Raw genomic sequence first — 20349 nt, 5'->3', positions numbered from 1 at the left:
ATAACTTTTTTCGTTTTAATTTCACAAGTTATGTTTATAATGAAATGAATAAATTAAAGTTGGTGGATAAAATGGATTACGATTGTATAGTCATCGGCGGCGGTCCTTCTGGATTAATGGCTGCCATTGCAGCTGGTGAAAAGGGCTCAAGAGTCCTCTTAATCGATAAAGGAGATAAGCTCGGCCGAAAACTAGCCATTTCCGGAGGGGGACGCTGTAATGTGACGAACAGGCTGCCGGTTGAAGAGATTATTAAGCACTTGCCAGGCAACGGAAAATTCTTATATAGTGCCTTTTCTATTTTCAGTAATGAAGATATTATTCGCTTTTTTGAAAAGCTCGGAATTGAATTAAAAGAAGAAGATCACGGGCGGATGTTTCCAGTTAGCAATAAAGCCCAATCTGTGGTTGATGCCCTTTTAGAACAGCTAGAAAAACTCCGTGTAAGAGTCTTCAAAAATAGCCCTGTCGCGGACGTCCTTTATGAAAATGGACATGTTTCTTCCGTTCTGCTAAAAGATGGACAACAACTATCCACTAAGTCAGTAGTGATTGCCGTGGGAGGAAAATCGGTCCCCCATACAGGGTCTACAGGTGATGGTTATGCCTGGGCTAAAAAAGCGGGACATACAATCACTGAATTGTTCCCTACCGAGGTACCTGTGACATCAAGTGAGCCCTTTATTAAAAAGAAAACGCTGCAGGGATTATCGTTAAGGGATATTAATCTTAGTGTGTTAAATCCGAAGGGCAAACCCTTGATTTCGCATCGGATGGATATGCTGTTTACCCATTTTGGCGTGAGCGGCCCGGCTGTTTTGCGCTGCAGCCAATTTGTTGTCAAGGCAATGAAAAAATGGAATTTAAAAGAGGTAACGATGAGCCTTGACACCCTTCCAGACAGAAAAGAGGAAGAAATTTTTCAAGAGATTGTCAAACTCGTAAAAAGCGAACCTAAAAAAAGTATCAAAAATACCTTAAAGGGAATGGTACCTGAGCGTTATCTTCTATTTCTGCTAGAATTGAATGATATTGATCCTTCTGAGCAAGGAGGCACCATTTCTAATGAAAAAATCCGTGCGTTTGCAAAGGGCTGCAAACAATTTCAATTCAAAGTGAATGGCACCCTTCCGCTCGAAAAAGCATTTGTGACGGGCGGCGGAGTTACCGTAAAAGAGATCGAGCCGCAAACGATGGCCTCAAAATTGATGGAGGGTCTTTATTTTTGTGGGGAAATCCTAGATATTCACGGTTACACAGGCGGATATAACATTACATCGGCCTTGGTAACAGGAAGGCTTGCTGGAACCAATGCAGCTCTATCTGCAAAAGCTAATCGGGCGTGAAGTTCACTATCACGCCCGATAGATAATCATTGCGGAAAAGCAGTAAATCTGCTCTTCCTCTTCTTCCTCTGTCAATGCAGCCACATTGTACTTGATATCGACAAGGCTTTGATCATCTATTCCTTTTAAAAATCGATTCATCTCTTTTTCTAAATCTTTTTCATGCTCCCGGTCAAATAACTTTACTTGGATCACAAAACTCTCTCCCTCTCTTTTTTCTACTAGTATTCTCACTTTTTCAGAATTTTAAAAATAAATAACTATAAAAGTTAAGGTTATTTTAAGTTTGAACATGTAAACTCCCTTTTGAGGTCATGTAGAAAGGAGATATTTAACAGTGACAAAAAACACATCCAAATGTGTTCAAAAGTAATAAAATTATACTATGGAAAAAATATACAAACCAAAGGAATTTGCGTCCATGTTGGACTTAAGCGTCATAACCCTCCAACGATGGGATAATGAAGGTAAATTGATAGCCTATCGAAACCCTAAAGGAAGAAGGTACTATACTGAAACAAAGTATCGTGAATACAGGGGGATTCCAAAGGAAAATAAAGTAGGTAAGACGGTCATTTATGCGAGAGTATCCAACCAAAATCAAAAAAAAGATTTATTAAACCAGATTGAGTTTTTGAGGAATTTTGCCAATGCCAAAGGATGGATTGTGGATGATATCCTGAAAGATATTGGGAGTGGACTAAATTACAAACGAAAGAACTGGAATGAATTACTAGACTTGGTTAAAAAAACTAGAAATAAAAACCATTATTATCTCTCATAAAGATCGGTTTGTACGTTTCGGATTTGAATGGTTTGAAGGCTTTTTGCAAAAGTGTGGAGTAGAAATGGTCGTTGTGAACAATGAAACCCTTTCTCCACAAGAAGAACTCGTTCAGGATTTAATTTCAATTATTCACGTTTTTTCTTGTCGTATTGATGGTTTAAGAAAATACAAAAAGAAATTGAAAGAAGATAATGAGTTATGAAAAGGGCCTACAAAACCGAAATAGAATTGACTTCCAATCAAGCAGAGAAAGTGAACCAAACGATAGGGGTTTGCCGCTATGTTTACAACTTATATCTAAAAAGAAATCAAGATCTTTACGAAAAAGAAAAGAAATTTATAAGTGGATTTGATTTTTCTAAATGGCTTAATAATGTCTATACCAAAGAAAACGACCCTTGGATCAAGAAAGTGTCTAGTAAAGCAGTAAAGCAAGCGATTATGAATGGCGATAAAGCATTTAGAAATTTTTTTGAAGGGAAAGCTAAATTTCCTCGATTCAAAAAGAAGAAAGATCAAGATGTGAAAGCTTATTTTCCAAAGAACAATAAAACAGATTGGACAGTCGAACGCCATCGGGTTAAGATTCCTACCTTAGGATGGATCAAGTTGAAGGAATTCGGATATGTTCCAACAAACGCCCAAGTTAGAAGCGGAACAGTTTCGCAAAAAGCAGGTCGATATTATGTTTCGGTTTTATGTGAAGTGCCACCTAAAGAAAAAACAGTCAACAACCATGATGGATTAGGAATCGATGTTGTAATAATGAATTTTGCAGTTTGCAGTAATACGGATGTTTATGGGAATATAAACCATTCACCCAGAATTAGGAAGCTAGAAAAAAGCTTAAAACGTCAGCAGCGAAAGCTTAGTCGAAAATATGAATACAAAAAGAAAGGTGGTGAAACCTGCTGCAAAAATATCCAAAAACAAGTAAAGATGATTCAAAAACTAAATGCTAGATTAACTCATATTCGAAAAGAATATGTACGGGATGTCGTAACTCGAGTGGTGAAAGCCAAACCCTCTTTTATTACGATTGAAGATTTAAACATCAAAGGCATGTTAAAAAACAAACATCTTGCTGATAGTGTTAGAAAACAAAGTTTCTATTATTTCCGAGTATGCTTGGAACAAAAATGCAAGCAGAATGGGATTGAATTGCGAATCGTAAGTCGATTCTACCCATCTTCTAAACTTTGTTCCTGCTGTGGACTTAAGAAGGTTCGTCTATCTTTATCTGAAAGAATCTACAAATGTGATTCATGTGGAATCGAGATGGACCGAGATTTCAATGCTAGTTTAAATCTGAAATACGCAATGAACTATACAATTGTCACCTAACGATAAAGTATAGATGTAGGGTGGGCTACATCCGAATTAACGCCTGTGGAGAGCCAAACAGACGATAGTAGCGAGCAAGTGGCGAGATCGGGTTCAAAGAAGCAGGAAATAATCTAGCATAAATGAATGATTATATTTGTTTATGTTTTTAGTAGCAGTATCTCAGGTGGATAAAAAACAAAAGATTTCTTGGGGTGTCAGCTTCGGCAGCTTAGCACTTGTGGCAGGAATGGTCTCCTATCTTGGGTTATCAAACGGCGGTAATAACAACAATCAAGTAGCTACTAATCAAGGACAACTCTCAAATAACAATACAAATCAGCAGCCCTCACAAGGGGGATTTAATTCACAACAAGATCAACAATCAGGACAAGATCAGCAATCCGAACAGGATTTCAATAATTCCTGGGGTGGGGACAGTACTTCGCAATTTGACCAAAATCAACAGACAACGGATACAAACACTGATAACAGTGGACAAGGCTTTGATAATAGCAATCAACCACAGGATCAATTCGGTAACGGCGGAGAAACATTTTCTGGTCATCATCATGGATTTGATACCACTACAGGTGGAACCTGATTGGCAGTTAGAGAACACCTTCTTGCTGCTAATGAAACGAAAAAACCGATTCCAAAACGGAATCGGTTATTCTGTGTATTCAGTTTCAAATGGCCAAGCCAGCATTCCGCCAATCATATTGCGGACTTTGTAACCTTGTTCTTGAAGATAATGACAGACGTTACCACTGCGGTGACTGGAACGGCAGATAAAAATATATTCCTTATCTTTATCAAAATAGTCTAGGTTAGCAGGAATATCCCCCATCCGAATATGCTTTGCTCCCGGGATCATTCCAAAAACTACTTCCTCATCTTCCCGTACATCGACAAGCTCTAGTTTTTCCCCTGCCTCGAGCTTTTTTTGTAATTCTTCTGGTGTAATCACTTTAATTTCTTCCATCCCATTCATCCCTTTCAGAAAAACATCCTCCATTTCACAGGAGGATGTTCAATTTTGCATCCTGATTAATTTGCTACAATATTTACTAATTTACCAGGTACAGTAATCACTTTGCGAATCGTCTTACCCTCGATTTGTTCCTTGACACGATCATCATCCATTGCAATTCCTTCCAATGCCTCTTTCGTTGCATCTGTTGGAACCTTTAATTTCGTTTTGACTTTGCCATTTACTTGAATGACAATCTCAATTTCATCATCGACTAATTTCGCTTCATCATATGCAGGCCATGCTTCATAAGAGATGGTGCCGCTATGTCCTAGCTTTTCCCATAGCTCCTCGGCGATATGCGGACAAACTGGAGCTAGTAACTTAACAAAGCCTTCGATGTAATCCTTTGGAAGAACGGTTGCTTTATACGCTTCATTGATAAATACCATCATTTGTGAAATGGCTGTATTAAATCTTAATCCTTCATAATCCTCGGTAACTTTTTTCACGGTCTGATGGTACACTTTTTCAAGGTTTGATGCTTCTTCATCTGGCTGGATTTTCGGACTTAACTCGCTGTTTTCTTCCACTAGCAGGCGCCAAATTCGATCTAAGAAGCGGCGGGATCCATCTAAGCCATTGGTTGACCACGCAATCGACGCATCAAGCGGCCCCATAAACATTTCGTATAAACGAAGGGTATCGGCACCATGGCTTTCAATGATGTCATCAGGGTTGACAACATTTCCTTTTGATTTACTCATCTTTTCATTGCCTTCGCCTAAAATCATTCCTTGGTTGAATAGCTTTTGGAATGGTTCTTTAGTTGGCACCACACCGATGTCATACAAGAACTTATGCCAGAAACGTGCGTATAGCAAGTGAAGCACGGCATGTTCGGCACCGCCAATGTAAATATCAACTGGAAGCCAATGATTTAATTTTTCTTGTGATGCTAATTCTTGATCATTTTCTGGATCAATATATCGTAAATAGTACCAGCAGCTTCCTGCCCATTGCGGCATGGTATTCGTTTCACGGCGGCCTTTTTTACCCGTTTTTGGATCGACAACATTTACCCAGTCCTCAATGTTAGCAAGTGGTGATTCTCCAGTTCCAGACGGTTTGATGTCAGTTGTTTTTGGTAAGGTTAATGGCAGCTCTTCTTCCGGAACGGCTGTCATCGTGCCATCTTCCCAATGGATTATTGGGATTGGCTCGCCCCAATATCGCTGACGGCTAAATAACCAGTCACGTAAACGGTAAGTAACCTTCTTCGTTCCAATTCCTTTTTCCTCTAGCCAAGTGATCATTTTTGAAATGGCCTCTTCTTTATCTAACCCATTTAAGAACTCAGAGTTGATATGCTCACCGTCACCAGTGTAGGCTTCTTTCTCTACATCTCCGCCTGCCACGACTGGCTTAATTGGTAAGTTGAAAACTTTAGCAAATTCATAGTCGCGTTCATCATGGGCAGGGACAGCCATAATCGCACCTGTTCCATAGCTTACTAATACATAGTCAGCGATCCAGATTGGCATTTTTTCGCCATTTGCAGGATTAATGGCATACGCACCGGTAAATACACCTGTTTTTTCTTTTGCTAAGTCTGTACGCTCTAAGTCGCTCTTCATTTTAACTTTATCTAAGTAGGCATCAACAGCGGCACGCTGCTCCACTGTTGTAATTTTTTCAACAAAGGCATGCTCAGGTGCTAGCACTGCATAAGTTGCACCGAATAAAGTATCTGGACGTGTTGTGAACACGGTAAATGTTTCATCATGCCCATCGATTTTAAAAATGACTTCGGCTCCCTCAGAGCGGCCAATCCAGTTTCGCTGCATTTCTTTCAAGCTTTCCGGCCAATCTAACTCTTCTAAATCCTCAAGTAAACGGTCACCATAAGCAGTAATTTTTAACATCCATTGCTTCATCGGACGGCGCTCAACCGGATGGCCGCCGCGTTCACTTTTTCCGTCAATAACTTCTTCATTTGCCAAAACAGTTCCTAGTGCAGGGCACCAGTTGACGGCTACTTCATCAATATAGGCTAGCCCTTTTTCCCATAACTTTAAGAAAATCCATTGTGTCCATTTATAATAGTCAGGATCAGTCGTGTTTACTTCACGGTCCCAATCATACGAAAAACCTAGTGATTTAATTTGTCTGCGGAACGTATTTATGTTCTTTTCTGTGAATTCAGCAGGGTCGTTACCTGTATCTAATGCATACTGTTCAGCAGGCAATCCAAAGGCATCCCAGCCCATTGGATGAAGAACATTATATCCCTGCATCCTTTTTAAACGGGAAAGAATATCTGTTGCCGTATATCCTTCTGGGTGACCTACATGAAGCCCTGCACCGGATGGATATGGAAACATATCTAAGGCATAGAATTTCCGTTTATCATATTCCTCGCTCGTTTTGAACGTTTTTTCTTCTTCCCACTTTTTTTGCCACTTTTTCTCGATTTGTTCGTGATTAAAGCTCATTTTTGATTTTCCTCCTATACAAAACTAATATGGCGTTCCACGCCACCTTCAAACATGATATAGATTCAGAGCTCTACCATATTCACCTAATAAAGGCGGTGTGAGCAGAGCTGTAGTTAACTTCATTTATGTGTCTAAAAATGTATACACTTCGCAACACTTGGTTATACTGACTCGTTTTTGCGCCGCTCCGCCCCTTTTCCACTCAAAATAAAAAAACCCCTCATCCCAAAAAGGGACGAGAGGATTATATGTATCTTCCCGCGGTACCACCCACATTAGTGCCTAAACACTCGCTTCATTCAACCTTAACGCGGTAAACGGCAGCCATTACTGTTTGTTCATGCCTGCAACTCAAAGGCGAGTTCATGATGTACTCGGTTGACTTTCACCAGCCGTCAACTCTCTAATCTGTCGAGTATGAATCATTACTACTCCTGATCACTGTTTTTTTAATATAAAGTATTACGGTTATTGTATTAAATTTTCTGCTACTATGCAAGCAAACATTTGCCTAATTTCAGGATGGACGAGTAAGGCCTTTTTTAAACATGAAAAGCAGCTGACTATTGAAGTCAACTGCCCCATTATTCTATGCAACCTTTGAACCAAATTGAAAACGCGGGGAATTCCACATCGTTGTCCATTTCTTAATCGCTGTCACCATAATAATAATGCCAAGGACTAGCATCGTAATCGATAGAACACCATTCAAGACACTGTACCCTGCTGCTGCTGGATTTAAGTAGACGTTTTTGACCATCCAATAGCCTGCATAATTAACGGTAACAAATAAATATGCCAGAGGTACTAAACAAGTAAACACGTACCACCGTTTGTCGGCAACCTTTAGAATAACGGTTGCACCAATGATTAGACCAATGGAGGCCATTAACTGATTCGATACTCCAAACAAGGCCCAAACTGAACCGATGTCTCCTGAGTAGAGCAGATATCCCCATATAAAGCATGCTAAAGCACTTGCAAAAATGGAGCCTGGCAGCCAGTCTGTTTTTTTCAAAGGTTTATAGAATTCTCCAAAGAAATCTTGAATCAAATAACGGGCTACACGTGTACCAGAGTCAATTGCCGTTAAAATAAAAACCGCCTCAAACATAATGACAAATTGGAAGAAGTAGGATGATAATTTCGCAAACCAAGGGATGGCAGTAAAGATATAGGTCATACCTACAGCTAATGTTACCGCACCGCCTGTTCGCCCTTCTAAGTCAATTCCAATTTCCTGGGCAAGCTTTGGTAATTGATCAACATGCATTCCCAATGTTTTGAACACTTCTGGAGTTGAATTAATCGCAAAATAATCTGCCGGCTGAAGCGCGGTTGCTGCAATTAATGCCATAATCCCGACAACACACTCTACTAACATCGCGCCAAAGCCAACCACCTTAATATCTGACCAGCGATCTAGCATTTTTGGTGTGGTACCTGAACCAACAAAGGCATGGAAACCAGAAATCGCACCACAGGCGATCGTTATCGAAATAAATGGCCAAACTGGACCAGCTATGACAGGACCGCCGCCTTGGGTAAACTTCGTAAATGCTGGCATGTGAATCGTCGGATTAATAATGAAAACTCCGATGATAAGGGCAATAAATACACCAATTTTCATAAAACTGCTTAAGTAATCACGAGGTGCAAGCAACAGCCATACAGGCAGTGCCGCTGCAAAGAAAGCATAGATTGGCAGGATAATTGCTAATGTTTTGGTATCTAGGGTGAGCCAATCCCCAATAATCGTATCTTGAATCATTGGTCCAACAAAGACACCGACCATGACTAGGATAAATCCTACTGTCGTAGTTATCTTTAAATTACCTGTTTTCTTATAAAAAATTCCTACTCCCATCGCAATTGGAATAGTAATTCCTACTGAAAAGGTTCCCCAAGGATTATTCTCAAGGGCATGAAGCACGACCATTGAAAGACCGGCCATTGTAATCGTAATGATGAATAACATAGCAAGTCCAGTACAAAATCCTGCAACAGGGCCTAATTCATCTTTTGCTACTTCCGATAAAGATTTCCCCTTTTTACGCATGGAAGCATAAAGTACCACAGCATCATGGACCGCACCACCAATTACAGCTCCAATTAATAGCCAAAGTAAACTTGGCAAATAACCAAATTGTGCCGCCAGGATTGGCCCAACAAGTGGACCTGCAGCCGCAATCGCTGCAAAGTGGTGGCCGAATGTCACCCATTTATTTGTTGGAACGTAGTCCTTTCCATCATTTAACTCGTGAGCCGGTGTCGGCTTGGAATCATCTAACTTTAAGACTTTTGCAGCCATGAAAGTCCCGTATAGACGGTACGCAATCATTAAGATACAGATGGAGCCAATCACAACTGAAACCGCATTCATTTTATTTCATCCTCCCCCTAAATTAATAGCTTATCTTAATCATATTAAATGAAAACGATAACATGTGTTTTTCAAGATAAGTTGCGGCAATCTAGGGATGAAAGACATAAATTCCGAATTGAAATACAAAAAAACAGCTGTCAAATTCCAAGCAGCTGTTTCAGTTCTTTTGTATAGGTTCTGCTGACTGGAACCTTATCGCCGGATTTCATAATTAAATTGTAGGTAGAATTAAACCATGGTTCAATCTCGATGATGGTATCAATATTTACTAAAAAAGCACGATGAACGCGAATAATAGACGTATTATGTAATTTTCGTTCAAATGTTACCAATGGTTCATTAACCCACAATTTTTGCTTTTCTGTAGCTACAACGGTTTTTCCGTCCTGAGTGCCAATATAGACAATGTCATTTATATGAAGTAAAACGATTTTTCCATCAATTGAAACTGCTAGTTTTTCAAAACGCTCATTTTGAAACGAATGCGGTTTAGATGAAAGAGGTATATTCTGTTCACTACTGCCCACCAGCTTATAAAGCTTATCAATCGTTTTCTGGATTCTTTTTTCATCCATTGGTTTTAATAGATAATCAACAGCATTGAGTTCAAAAGCTTTAAGCGCATATTCATCAAATGCCGTAGCAAACACGATCAAAGGCGGATAGTCTAACTGATTTAATATACTGGCTATTTCAATTCCACTTTCATCTGCAAGCTGGATATCTAAAAAGATGACATCAATATCTAAGTTTTTCAATTTCTCGAGTGCTGCTTCGACACAATCAGCTTCTCCTGCTACTTCAACCTGCTTACTGCGTTTGAGCAAATAGGAAAGCTCGTCTCTCGCAAGCGGTTCATCATCCACGATAAAGGCTTTTAACACTTTCTTCCCCCCACCTTTGCCCTGTTAATGGCAATTTAATCACAACTTTCGTTCCCTTATCTAGTATACTATCAATCTGTAACGATGCATCCGGCCCATAAAGTTCTTCAATCCTTTTCTTAATATTCCATAAGGCGGTACCTGTTCCATCGGCTGAATCAACTGTTTCATTTCCTAGTACTGCAAGTTTCTCCTCTGTGATCCCTTTTCCATCATCTTCTGTAACAAGAACCATTCTCCCCTCAGCTTGAAAGGCCCGTACTCGAACAGTTCCCGTTTTGTTTTTTGAAAAGGCATAACGAATCGCATTTTCCACCAGCGGCTGCAAAGTAAATGGTGGTATTAAGACCTCTTCTAATGATGGATCAATTTCTACTTGCACACTATAACGGTCAGGGAATCTTGCTTGTTCAATCGACAAATAGGCCTCGACATGCTCAAGCTCTTTTTCAAGCGGAATCAACATTTGACGTGCACCTTGGAGATTACTGCGAAAGAAAACACTTAACTGTATTAATAGCTTTCTTGCTTGGTCTGCATCTTTTCGGACAAGGCTTGAAATGGTATTAATCGCATTAAACAAAAAATGAGGGTGCACTTGGGCTTGCAGTGCTTTTATTTCAGCATCTTTTAATAAGCGCCTCTGCCGTTCTAATTCAGCCATTTCAAGCTGACCAGAGAATAATTTCCCTAAACCTTCTGCAAGTTCCTGCTCTACCCTATCTAGTTTGCTAGAATTAGTAAAATAAAGCTTCAAGGTTCCGACCGTTTTATCATCTACCTTAAGAGGTAACACAATGGCCGCTTCTAATGGGCAATTCGGGTTAAAGCATTGAATTTCTTTGGCTGATTTTGCAATAATAATTCTGCCTTGATCCAACACCTTTTTGGTTAATTCGGTGGCCATCATTCCGGACGGAAGATGGTGATCGGAAGCAGCTCCAACATGGGCTAATACTTGCTGTTGATTTGTGATGGCGATGGCATCTGCCCCCGTCCATTTCAAAATAATCTCCGCCGCTTTTGTACAAGAATCCTTATTCAAGCCCTGGCGAAAAAATGGCAGCGTTTGATTGGCAATATATAAAGCTTTATGTGTCTGTAGTGCCCGTGTTCGTTCCTGTTCATGAAAAATATCCTGAATAATAAGTAAAAATAAAAGTGTCCCAAAACCATTAATTGCAATCATTGGAAAGGCAATTAGCTTTACCAGGTTAAGTGCTTCATCAAAGGGTTTTGCTAATAAAAGAATAATTCCCATCTGGAGACATTCCATCAAAATCCCCATGATAACGGCTTTCGGGGTAGAGCCTCTTTCCTCTATTTTAAAACGCTTACTTAAAAATCCAGTTACGACTCCTGCAAAAATGGTCGATACAGCACAGGCAACCGCGGTAAATCCTCCAAGCGATAATCGGTGCAATCCAGCAATTAAGCCTACTCCGATACCAATCATCGGCCCGCCAAGCAAACCGCCAATCACCACACCCATAATCCTTGTGTTCGCAATAGCACCGGCAGTATCAACGTCTGTCAGCCAGTCTTGTGACATAACCATCCCATGACCTATTTCTACACCGGTATAATTGCTGATGATCCCGAAGGCACCAAATATAGCAATTATGGTTACTTTTGCTGCTATCCCCCGCTCATTATGGATTACCTGCCGAAACGATTTCATTCTTGATAATATAAAAGCAACAATAATTAAAATACCAACCCGCTCTAGCATGAGAGGAATTAAGGTAAGCATATCATCCCCCACTTTCATCCTTCTCAGGAACTACAATTCTATAGAATTACTATAACAAAAAATGAGACAGGAGATCATTTAAACATACTAGAAAGTTATGTTTAAAAGAAAAACCACAGTTATCTTTGACTGTGGTTTACTAAACTTATATTGTTTTTGCGGTAATTTTCTCTTTAGGCTGCAAACCTCGGTCATAAACTAAGGTTGTGCCGATCGCGATTATAAATAACAAGATTAATACAGTAAATAAAGTGGACATATTATAGTGGTCGACCAGTAATCCGCCAAGCACTGGACCAATCATCCTTCCGCCAGTGGCCGTACTGTTCACGATTCCTTGATAATAACCTTCTCGGCCTTTTGGCGCTAACGCAAAAGCAACCGTTGGAACTGCCGGCCAAATGAACATCTCACCGATCGTTAAAATAACCATAGCGGCTAAAAAGCCTGATAAAGTACTGGCCTTCCCTGCGACGATAAACGAAATAATAAAGATCCCAATACCGATCAGAACTTGTAGTTTTAATGATGAGTTAAGTGCTTTGAGGATCCCGTTTAAAAGCGGTTGCCCCAGAACGATAATCGCACCGTTAATGGTCCATAATAAACTATATTGGGTGAGTGTGATATTGATTTCCTGTGTATAAGAAGCAATCGTTGTGATCCATTGACTGTAGGAAACCCAGCAAAGCAAATAACCTAAACACAGAATCATTAATGCCTGGAGATTCATTCTGCTAACTGCTTTTACATTTACTTCCTTGTGTTCTTCATGTGCTGGTTTTACAGAAATCCCTTTATATCCAAAGACAGCAATCAATAAAAAGATAACATACATAATCGTGTTTGCTAGAAAAATGAGTTGAAAGGAATAATCTGCTACAATTCCACCTAATGAAGCCCCAACAGCAACCCCCACATTTTGAGCCACATAAAGAGCATTGAAAGATTTACGGCCTCCCTCTTTCCATACGGAACCAGCCATCGCATACATTGCAGGAAAAATAATTCCTGTTCCAAAACCCACGATGGTTAAGAAAACGACGTATTGAGGCCAGTTATGCCAGATGGATAACCCGATAAGGGCTAATAAGGAGATTCCAATTCCCAGAATGATAGATTTATAGCCGCCCATTTTATCAAACAAATGACCGCCATACAGGTTACCGATTACATTTGCTCCAGAATTAAGCATCAGAACAATACCCGCAACAGATAAAGATTTTCCCAAATGATCGTGAATATAGATTGTATTTAAAGGCCATAAAAAAGAAGAGCCAATTACATTCACTGCCATCCCAATAATTAATAGCCATAAGGCACGTGGCATGAAAAACGCTCCTTTACGATAAACATTTCATTTTCCAAAGATACATTGTATTCCATTAACAGGATGGGTGCAATCTTTTTCGTTTTACTCTTTTTTTTATTAAAAATTCTGCTTTTTCGAAAGATAAGAGCGATTCATAACCCCCGAACACTAACAAAATCTATTGCCGCGACAGATAAATACAAAAAAGACCTCTCCACAAAGTGAGAGATCCTTTTCATATCTTATGAAGATTGTTCTGGTTCTTGATGCATTTTGGATTTAACGGGCTGTCCGCCAGTTTTCTCGTATTTCTTTTTTGCTTCTTTTATTAAGTCACGGTCCTGACCGAGTTCAAGGTCTTGATTATTGACACTATTACGGGTTTTTTGTTCGGGATTATTCTTCTTCGAACGTTTCTTCAAAAAATTCTCCTCCTCTTAATGTACTTCAATAATCATGGAATTTTGAAGCTGCTGTATCTGAAGTCTCATTCGATGGAGTTGTTCCCGCTGCTGCGGGTTCGCACTATGGGCCAACTTACAAATATCCTGATAGGTTTGCTCAAGCTGTTGCAGCGCATTCGTATAACCATCGTCATTATACTGCTCTTGAAGGCTGCTTTGCTTATATTGCTCTTCAGCATAGCGGATTGTGTCCTCAACTTGCTGCATTAAATTATCCATTGAGTCGCGAGTAGCCATCTAAGAACCCCCCTCATGTTATGAAGCGCACGCTTCATTTCTTATTTTGTTCTCCATTTCTATTCCTATAACTCAGGATTGGTGGATAATTATTACCAAGAATGCTTGTGACAATTGCAATTGGATAAAGGGTTACTTCATGATAAAATTGAGGTTATGCAATCTTAAAAAAGGAGGTTTTCTAAGTGATCCAGACAAAACCTTTTCACTATGCAACAGACGATAAACGATACCACACTTGGAATTACCACCTAAGGAACCATTTTGGTCATAAGGTGTTTAAAGTAGCCTTAGACGGTGGATTTGACTGCCCGAACCGTGATGGTACGGTCGCACATGGCGGCTGTACATTTTGCAGTGCTGCAGGTTCCGGGGATTTTGCTGGTAACAGGGTCGAAACATTGGAAACACAATTTAATGAAATTAAACAAAAAATGCATACTAAGTGGAAAGACGGCAAATATATGGCGTATTTTCAGGCGTTTACCAATACCCATGCACCTGTTGAGGTACTTCGGGAAAAATACGAGACTGTCCTGAAACAAGATGGTGTCGTTGGTTTATCCATCGCTACTCGTCCGGATTGTCTTCCTGATGATGTAGTCGAATATTTAGCTGAATTGAACCAACGGACGTACTTATGGGTCGAACTTGGGCTGCAGACGGTTCATGAGCGAACTGCCTTACTCATAAACCGTGCCCATGATTTTCAATGTTACATCGAGGGAGTTAACAAGTTACGAAAACATGATATCCGGATTTGTTCTCATATTATTAATGGGCTGCCGCTGGAATCCAATGACATGATGATGGAAACAGCTCGTGAAGTGGCAAAATTAGATGTACAAGGAATTAAAATTCACTTGCTGCATTTATTAAAAGGCACTCCAATGGTTAAACAATATGAAAAGGGAATGCTTGAATTTCTATCCCAAAAGGATTATGTAAATTTAGTATGCGACCAGTTGGAGATTTTACCGCCGGAAATGATTGTTCATCGGATAACAGGGGACGGTCCGATTGATTTAATGGTAGGTCCTATGTGGAGTGTTAATAAATGGGAAGTACTAAATTCCATTGATGCTGAATTAAAACGAAGGAACAGTTTCCAGGGTAAGTTATATCAAAAGAATCCGGGGAATCTATCATGAAAATGGATCGCATTCTTCCTTTTGCCAAAAGTTTACTTAAAAAAGCCGTCAAACCGGGTGACATAGTAGTGGATGCCACCTTAGGGAATGGACATGACACCCTATTTTTAGCAGAGCTGGTTGGAGAACTTGGTAAAGTTTATGGGTTTGATGTCCAGCAAGAAGCGATTAACGCTACCAAAAAACGCCTAACCGAACATCATTTAACAGACAGAGTCTCAATTTTTCATGCAGGCCACGAACAAGTTTCTGTAAAAATCCCCGTTGAAGAGCACGGAAAAATAACAGGAGCAATATTTAATCTAGGCTATTTGCCTGGCGGTGACAAGAATATTGTCACCCATTCTGAGACAACCATAACTGCGATAGAGCAGTTATTGGAGATCATGGCACCAGAAGGAATCATCGTCCTTGTGATTTATCATGGGCATGAACAAGGCGCAGTTGAACGTGATGATTTATTGCACTATTGTCAAAAGCTCGATCAAAAAACAGCCCATGTTCTTCAGTATCAATATATTAATCAACAAAATAACCCGCCATTTATTATCGCAATCGAAAAAAGATAAACCAGGCTTTCTCGCCTGGTTTTATTTGGTAAAAGATCTTGTTACAATTGCTGGTATTGATTTTTGCAGGGAGCGATAAGCAAGTCCATTAAAATAAAAGAAATAACTAATCCACCCGCCGGATTTTATAATTCCTCTTGCCAGTTTACGGACATTTTTCTGTTTACGAACCTTTGCATCTGATAAATAAATCCCTAACAAACCGCGATTAATCAGTTGGTGGAACTTCTTATGGGGCAGGAATTCTGTATGGCGGTCGGCTTCATTAACGAAATGTTTTAATCGTTTAAAAAGAGTCTCTTCACTATTATAATAAGTGCAGAAATTCAAGTCCCCGCCAATAATGTCTTCCTCTTGATCAATAAAATAATCCAAAAGTATATGTAACCCCTGTATATAGGGAAAGTAACCCTTACGAATATTTCTTGCATCCTCTAATTGAAAATCTTCCCGCATCGCATACGATACTAAACAAAAGATCCCCAATGTTGAACCGGAACAAGCGGAGAATTCATACCATTCCATCTCAGGCAGCTTGTCTTGATAATAGTTAAACCAATTTTTTAAACGCGGTACCCGTTCCTCTTTTACCACATGCTTATTTACTTGCAAATCACAATAATATCGGCAAAGCTCTTGAAGATAATCCTTGATTAAATCATAGTGATCTAACTCTCTCAAGACGGAGCGGCAAGTCTCGGATAAATCATGTAAATATCCATCGTCATCCTGGTCGTCCCTAAGACGATAATAATTTTTCTCTTCTACCTGCAGCTTAAGCGCATCAGACATAGACTCATGGAGAGCTGTAAAATCGGCAGGATCTAGTGAGGTGCTCCGATCACAAAGATTATCCAAATAATCACTGATTGTTTGATAAGCTACGATAAATTTTACAGCTTTTTGATAGTCTTCTTTGGCTGTTAGAGCAAGAACTCCCCCTCCTTCACAATGGAAGGTTTTATGTTCGATACTAGCAAGCGCCTGATTTCTTAATTCCTGATTGGGAATTTTCTCAGCCCGGCTTTTCCAATAAGCCAATTCTTGATGGACTGCAGGAATGATTTTGCGATAGACCCTAGACATAAGGGTGATTGGCATCATGGAAAACATCTACCTTTCTATACAATATACCCAATTGCTTTTAATTGACTATTAACAAAATCCTTCGCATATTCAAATACTTCATCCCGCTCCGGTTCATTAAAAATTTCATGGTAGCACTTGGGCCACTCCTTAAACCTTTTCTCTGATAACGGAACATGATTAAACCATTGCTTTACCGTGGCTTTATTGACAATTTTATCGTCTCCGCCCTGCATGACGAGCATTGGGAGATCCTGTGTATCTTCCAAATTTTCGAATGCTTCTTTTATAGCACCTACAAGTTCACGATACCAGCGAATCGAGATCTTTGTCACGTAAAGTGTATCATTAGCATCCGCTTCGCGGACATCATCGTTTCTGGTGGCCATTTGCACCGACAAGCCAGAATTCATTCGAAGGGATGGATACACTACATTTAATATATGTGATAAGGCGTTCAAAAACTTAGATGGAGCTTGAACCAGTCCCAAACATGGCGAAGAAAGGATTACCCCGGCAACATTCAACTGTTCTTCCTGCAATAAACGAATGGATATCAATCCGCCCATGCTGTGGCCTAATAGAAACACGGGGAGGTTATACTGATAGGCGGCCTGCACCCAGTCCTTTACCTCCATAATGTACTCATCAAAGGAATCGATATGGCCGCGGCGGGACCTTGTCGTCATCCCTTGCCCCGGAAGGTCGCCCATGATGACATGAAAACCGGCTAAACGCCACATTTCAATCAGCCATCCGTAACGGCCATGATGTTCCATAGCACCATGCACCATTACAATTACCGCTTTTGCCTCCCCTTCAGCTTCCCATTTCCACATAATTCGTCCCCCTAGAAAAAGATATGCTTTTTTGTTAAACCCCAGTAAGTTTAGACTTATTGGTTATAACAGATTTATTTTTTGAAAACCACTTATACTATTCGCTAAAATATACTTATCATTTAAAAAGGAGCGATTCCAATTGATATACCCCTTTAAAGACAAATACCCGTTAATTGCCGAAACCGCATTTATTGCCGATTATGTCACAATAACTGGTGATGTGGAAATTGGCGAACAGTCCAGTGTCTGGTTTAATTCCGTCATTCGAGGCGATGTTGCCCCAACTAGAATAGGTAATAAGGTTAATATTCAGGATAATTCTATCTTACACCAAAGCCCTAATAACCCGCTAATTTTAGAAGATGAGGTTACGATTGGACATCAGGTCATACTTCATAGCTGCATTGTGAGAAAAAGAGCCTTAGTTGGCATGGGATCGATCATTCTCGATCAAGCAGAGATTGGAGAAGGTGCCTTTATTGGAGCCGGAAGCCTTGTGCCTCAAGGAAAGAAAATCCCGCCTAATACCTTAGCATTTGGCAGACCAGCAAAAGTTATTAGGGAATTAACCCCAGAAGACAAAAAAGATATGGAACGTATCTATACAGAATATGCCGAGAAAGGCCAATATTATAAGTCTTTGCAATCTTAAAGATTAACAAAAGCACCCACATTTTTGCGGGTGCTTTTCTCTTAATGCTTTACTGATTGTAATTCTTTTTGCAGGGCATAATCACGTTGAAACGAATAGACATTTTCCACATATACCTGATGCCAAACCATAAACATAAGCACTGTCCAGATCTTCCGGCTGTTGTCAGCTTTGCCCTGACAGTGGTCTTCTAGTAAGCCCAAGACATATGATTTATTGATTAGATGGTCCGTGTTGCTTTCACGGATAATCTTTTTCGCCCATTCATTCATTTCATTTTTTAGCCAATGACGAATTGGGACAGGGAATCCTAGCTTCTTACGGTTTAGAACATGCTCAGGGACTACACCTTCAGCTGCTTTACGTAAAATGTATTTGGTTGTACCATTAGCTGTTTTTAAGCTGGTCGGAATTTTCGAAGCCACTTCAAACACTTCTTTATCTAAGAATGGCACCCTTAGCTCTAGTGAATGAGCCATTGTCACCCTATCGGCCTTCAGTAAAATATCTCCGCGCATCCAAGTATGGATATCAATATACTGCATCCGGTCTACTGGGTCATAACCTCTTGACTCTTGATAAAGCGGCTTTGTTACATCCATATAGTTTAAACCTTCACGGTAAACATTTAATAAATCTCGCTTTTCTGCTTCAGTGAACATCTTGGCATTGCCAATATAACGCTCTTCCATTGGAGTAACGCCGCGCTCAATAAAGCTTTTACCCTTCATTCCTTCAGGCATCATCCCCGCAATTCCTCTTAATAAAACTTTACCAACCCTCGGTATTTTATTAAATACCTCTAATGACTGCGGTTCCCGGTAGATATTATAACCGCCGAATAATTCATCGGCCCCTTCACCTGATAGGACTACGGTAACATGTTTACGTGCTTCCCGTGCTACAAAATAAAGAGGAACACAGGCTGGGTCAGCCAAAGGATCATCCATATGCCACATGATTTTAGGAATTTCATTCATATATTCTTCAGGTGTAATGATGTAACTGATATTTTCAACACCAAGCTTTTCAGCTGTTTCCTTAGCTACATCAATTTCACTGAACCCGTTATGGTCAAAACCAACAGAGAAAGTTTTAATAGCAGGATGAAATTCTTTTGCAATCGATGCAATAATTGAAGAATCAATTCCCCCTGATAGGAATGACCCTACCGGAACATCACTGCGCATATGCTTTTCGACTGAATCAAATAATACATCACGAATTTCCTTAATAAAATCAGCTTCCGTTTTCTGAACAGGCTTAAAGTGGGCCTTCCAATACTTTTTCATTTCCATTGGAGCGCCGATTTTTTTTGTAAAATAATGGCCAGGCTCTAACTTTTTAATTCCCTCTGAAAGCGTATCTGGTTCTGGAACGAACTGATAGGTCAAGTAATGCTGTAAAGCATCATAATTGAGGACATCATTTTCTAATGCCAATAAAATACTCTTTTTCTCAGATGCCAAAAAGGTTCTTTCGCCATCTTCTAAATAAAAGAACGGTTTTATTCCAAACGGATCACGTGCACCGTAAAGGGTTTGTTCCTGCTTATCCCAGATCACGAAGGCGAACATTCCGCGCAGCTTTTCAACCGCTTTTTCTTTTAAGTGGCTATAGAGTGCAATGATTACTTCTGTATCCGAACTTGTAGCGAATGACAGTCCTTCTTTTAATAACTCTTCACGAAGTTCAACATAATTGTAAATTTCACCATTAAAAATAATCCAATAACGCTCGTTCTCATACGTTAGCGGCTGATGACCACTTTCAATATCGATAATACTCAAACGACGGAAGCCAAATTGAATATGGTCATCGTAATAAAAACCATCATCATCCGGCCCGCGATGGGTAATTAAATCGTTCATATTTTTAAATTGTTGTTTTTGTTCATCACTATAGTTTTGTGTTTTGTCGTGTACACAACCGATAAAACCACACATTATGTACCTCACCTACTCCAATTCATATTAAACGTCTTCTAAAAAACATCTCTCTAATACTACCACTATTATAAAAAAAATGGCACTGTGAACATTAGGAAAATTTAAAACACCCTCGGGACTCTTTTCTTCTTTCTCGT

18 protein-coding genes, 1 pseudogene and 1 other annotated feature are annotated in these 20349 nt (G+C 39.8%); of the genes and pseudogenes, 7 read left to right on the top strand and 12 right to left on the bottom strand.

Annotated elements, in window-relative coordinates:
* Window positions 1–71: 71 nt before the first annotated feature.
* Window positions 72–1346 carry a BaiN/RdsA family NAD(P)/FAD-dependent oxidoreductase gene (locus COD92_RS26290; protein WP_098996645.1) on the top strand — a complete coding sequence of 425 codons (1275 nt, stop codon included), beginning with the start codon at window positions 72–74 and terminating at the stop codon, window positions 1344–1346.
* 9 nt (window positions 1347–1355) lie between these two features.
* Here the strand turns inward: COD92_RS26290 and COD92_RS26285 are convergent, their stop codons facing one another.
* Window positions 1356–1541 (bottom strand): sporulation protein Cse60, encoded by a 186-nt coding sequence (locus COD92_RS26285; RefSeq protein ID WP_098531989.1) that lies wholly within the window; start codon window positions 1539–1541, stop codon window positions 1356–1358.
* A 190-nt stretch (window positions 1542–1731) separates the two neighbouring features.
* On the opposite strand from COD92_RS26285, the pseudogene COD92_RS26280 reads away from it, so the two are divergent.
* The 3 genes and pseudogenes from COD92_RS26280 (at window position 1732) to COD92_RS26270 (ending at window position 4060) form a co-directional block, all read left to right on the top strand.
* Window positions 1732–2335 (top strand): annotated as a pseudogene (locus COD92_RS26280) (IS607 family transposase).
* Window positions 2332–3477, top strand: a complete 1146-nt coding sequence (locus tag COD92_RS26275; RefSeq protein WP_098996644.1) for an RNA-guided endonuclease InsQ/TnpB family protein — start codon at window positions 2332–2334, stop codon at window positions 3475–3477. The pseudogene COD92_RS26280 and the gene COD92_RS26275 overlap by 4 nt, the downstream one beginning before the upstream one ends.
* A 166-nt stretch (window positions 3478–3643) precedes the next feature.
* On the top strand, window positions 3644–4060 hold the full coding sequence (locus COD92_RS26270) for a hypothetical protein (RefSeq protein ID WP_141561144.1): 417 nt from the start codon (window positions 3644–3646) through the stop codon (window positions 4058–4060).
* Window positions 4061–4126: 66 nt separating this feature from the next.
* Here the strand turns inward: COD92_RS26270 and COD92_RS26265 are convergent, their stop codons facing one another.
* The 8 genes from COD92_RS26265 to COD92_RS26230 all read right to left on the bottom strand — a co-directional run bounded on the left by COD92_RS26265 (window position 4127) and on the right by COD92_RS26230 (window position 13963).
* On the bottom strand, window positions 4127–4441 hold the full coding sequence (locus tag COD92_RS26265) for a rhodanese-like domain-containing protein (protein ID WP_098532040.1): 315 nt from the start codon (window positions 4439–4441) through the stop codon (window positions 4127–4129).
* A gap of 65 nt (window positions 4442–4506) precedes the next feature.
* A complete protein-coding gene (gene leuS, locus COD92_RS26260) occupies window positions 4507–6924 on the bottom strand; it encodes a leucine--tRNA ligase (RefSeq protein ID WP_098531987.1) in 2418 nt (805 codons plus the stop codon).
* Window positions 6925–7155: 231 nt separating this feature from the next.
* Window positions 7156–7378: a binding site (T-box leader), on the bottom strand.
* Window positions 7379–7516: 138 nt separating this feature from the next.
* The gene (cstA, locus tag COD92_RS26255; protein WP_098996642.1) at window positions 7517–9310 is read right to left on the bottom strand and encodes a carbon starvation protein CstA; all 1794 of its coding nucleotides are present in this window, start codon (window positions 9308–9310) and stop codon (window positions 7517–7519) included.
* Window positions 9311–9450: 140 nt separating this feature from the next.
* Window positions 9451–10197, bottom strand: coding sequence for a LytR/AlgR family response regulator transcription factor (locus COD92_RS26250; RefSeq protein ID WP_098996641.1), 747 nt, complete (start codon window positions 10195–10197; stop codon window positions 9451–9453).
* Window positions 10172–11950 (bottom strand): sensor histidine kinase, encoded by a 1779-nt coding sequence (locus COD92_RS26245; RefSeq protein WP_098996640.1) that lies wholly within the window; start codon window positions 11948–11950, stop codon window positions 10172–10174. Before COD92_RS26245 ends, COD92_RS26250 begins: the two co-directional genes overlap by 26 nt.
* Window positions 11951–12095: 145 nt before the next feature.
* Window positions 12096–13280 carry an MDR family MFS transporter gene (locus COD92_RS26240; protein ID WP_098996639.1) on the bottom strand — a complete coding sequence of 395 codons (1185 nt, stop codon included), beginning with the start codon at window positions 13278–13280 and terminating at the stop codon, window positions 12096–12098.
* 224 nt (window positions 13281–13504) lie between these two features.
* The gene (locus tag COD92_RS26235) at window positions 13505–13684 is read right to left on the bottom strand and encodes a glycogen biosynthesis protein GlgD (protein WP_098996638.1); all 180 of its coding nucleotides are present in this window, start codon (window positions 13682–13684) and stop codon (window positions 13505–13507) included.
* A 15-nt stretch (window positions 13685–13699) separates the two neighbouring features.
* A complete protein-coding gene (locus tag COD92_RS26230; protein ID WP_098531981.1) occupies window positions 13700–13963 on the bottom strand; it encodes a YtzC family protein in 264 nt (87 codons plus the stop codon).
* A 185-nt stretch (window positions 13964–14148) separates the two neighbouring features.
* Here COD92_RS26230 and mnmL point away from each other — a divergent pair, with 185 nt between their 5' ends.
* Both mnmL and mnmM read left to right on the top strand, forming a co-directional pair.
* Complete coding sequence (mnmL, locus tag COD92_RS26225; protein WP_098996637.1) at window positions 14149–15114, top strand: tRNA modification radical SAM protein MnmL/YtqA; 966 nt, start codon at window positions 14149–14151, stop codon at window positions 15112–15114.
* On the top strand, window positions 15111–15683 hold the full coding sequence (mnmM, locus tag COD92_RS26220) for a tRNA 5-(aminomethyl)-2-thiouridylate-methyltransferase MnmM (protein WP_098996636.1): 573 nt from the start codon (window positions 15111–15113) through the stop codon (window positions 15681–15683). Before mnmL ends, mnmM begins: the two co-directional genes overlap by 4 nt.
* A gap of 21 nt (window positions 15684–15704) precedes the next feature.
* Here mnmM and COD92_RS26215 read toward each other — a convergent pair whose 3' ends face one another.
* Both COD92_RS26215 and COD92_RS26210 read right to left on the bottom strand, forming a co-directional pair.
* Window positions 15705–16787 carry a tetraprenyl-beta-curcumene synthase family protein gene (locus tag COD92_RS26215; RefSeq protein WP_176541316.1) on the bottom strand — a complete coding sequence of 361 codons (1083 nt, stop codon included), beginning with the start codon at window positions 16785–16787 and terminating at the stop codon, window positions 15705–15707.
* 17 nt (window positions 16788–16804) lie between these two features.
* On the bottom strand, window positions 16805–17608 hold the full coding sequence (locus COD92_RS26210) for an alpha/beta hydrolase (RefSeq protein ID WP_098531977.1): 804 nt from the start codon (window positions 17606–17608) through the stop codon (window positions 16805–16807).
* Window positions 17609–17750: 142 nt separating this feature from the next.
* Here COD92_RS26210 and COD92_RS26205 point away from each other — a divergent pair, with 142 nt between their 5' ends.
* On the top strand, window positions 17751–18263 hold the full coding sequence (locus COD92_RS26205; protein ID WP_098996635.1) for a gamma carbonic anhydrase: 513 nt from the start codon (window positions 17751–17753) through the stop codon (window positions 18261–18263).
* Between the two features lie 41 nt (window positions 18264–18304).
* Here the strand turns inward: COD92_RS26205 and asnB are convergent, their stop codons facing one another.
* Entirely contained in the window at window positions 18305–20209 is a 1905-nt protein-coding gene (gene asnB / locus COD92_RS26200; RefSeq protein WP_098996634.1) for an asparagine synthase (glutamine-hydrolyzing), read from the bottom strand.
* Between the last annotated feature and the right edge of the window lie 140 nt (window positions 20210–20349).

The sequence above is a fragment of the Bacillus sp. AFS037270 genome (assembly GCF_002585305.1).
The sequence above is the reverse complement of the archived record's forward strand: the minus strand, read 5'-3'. Positions and strand labels throughout refer to the sequence as shown.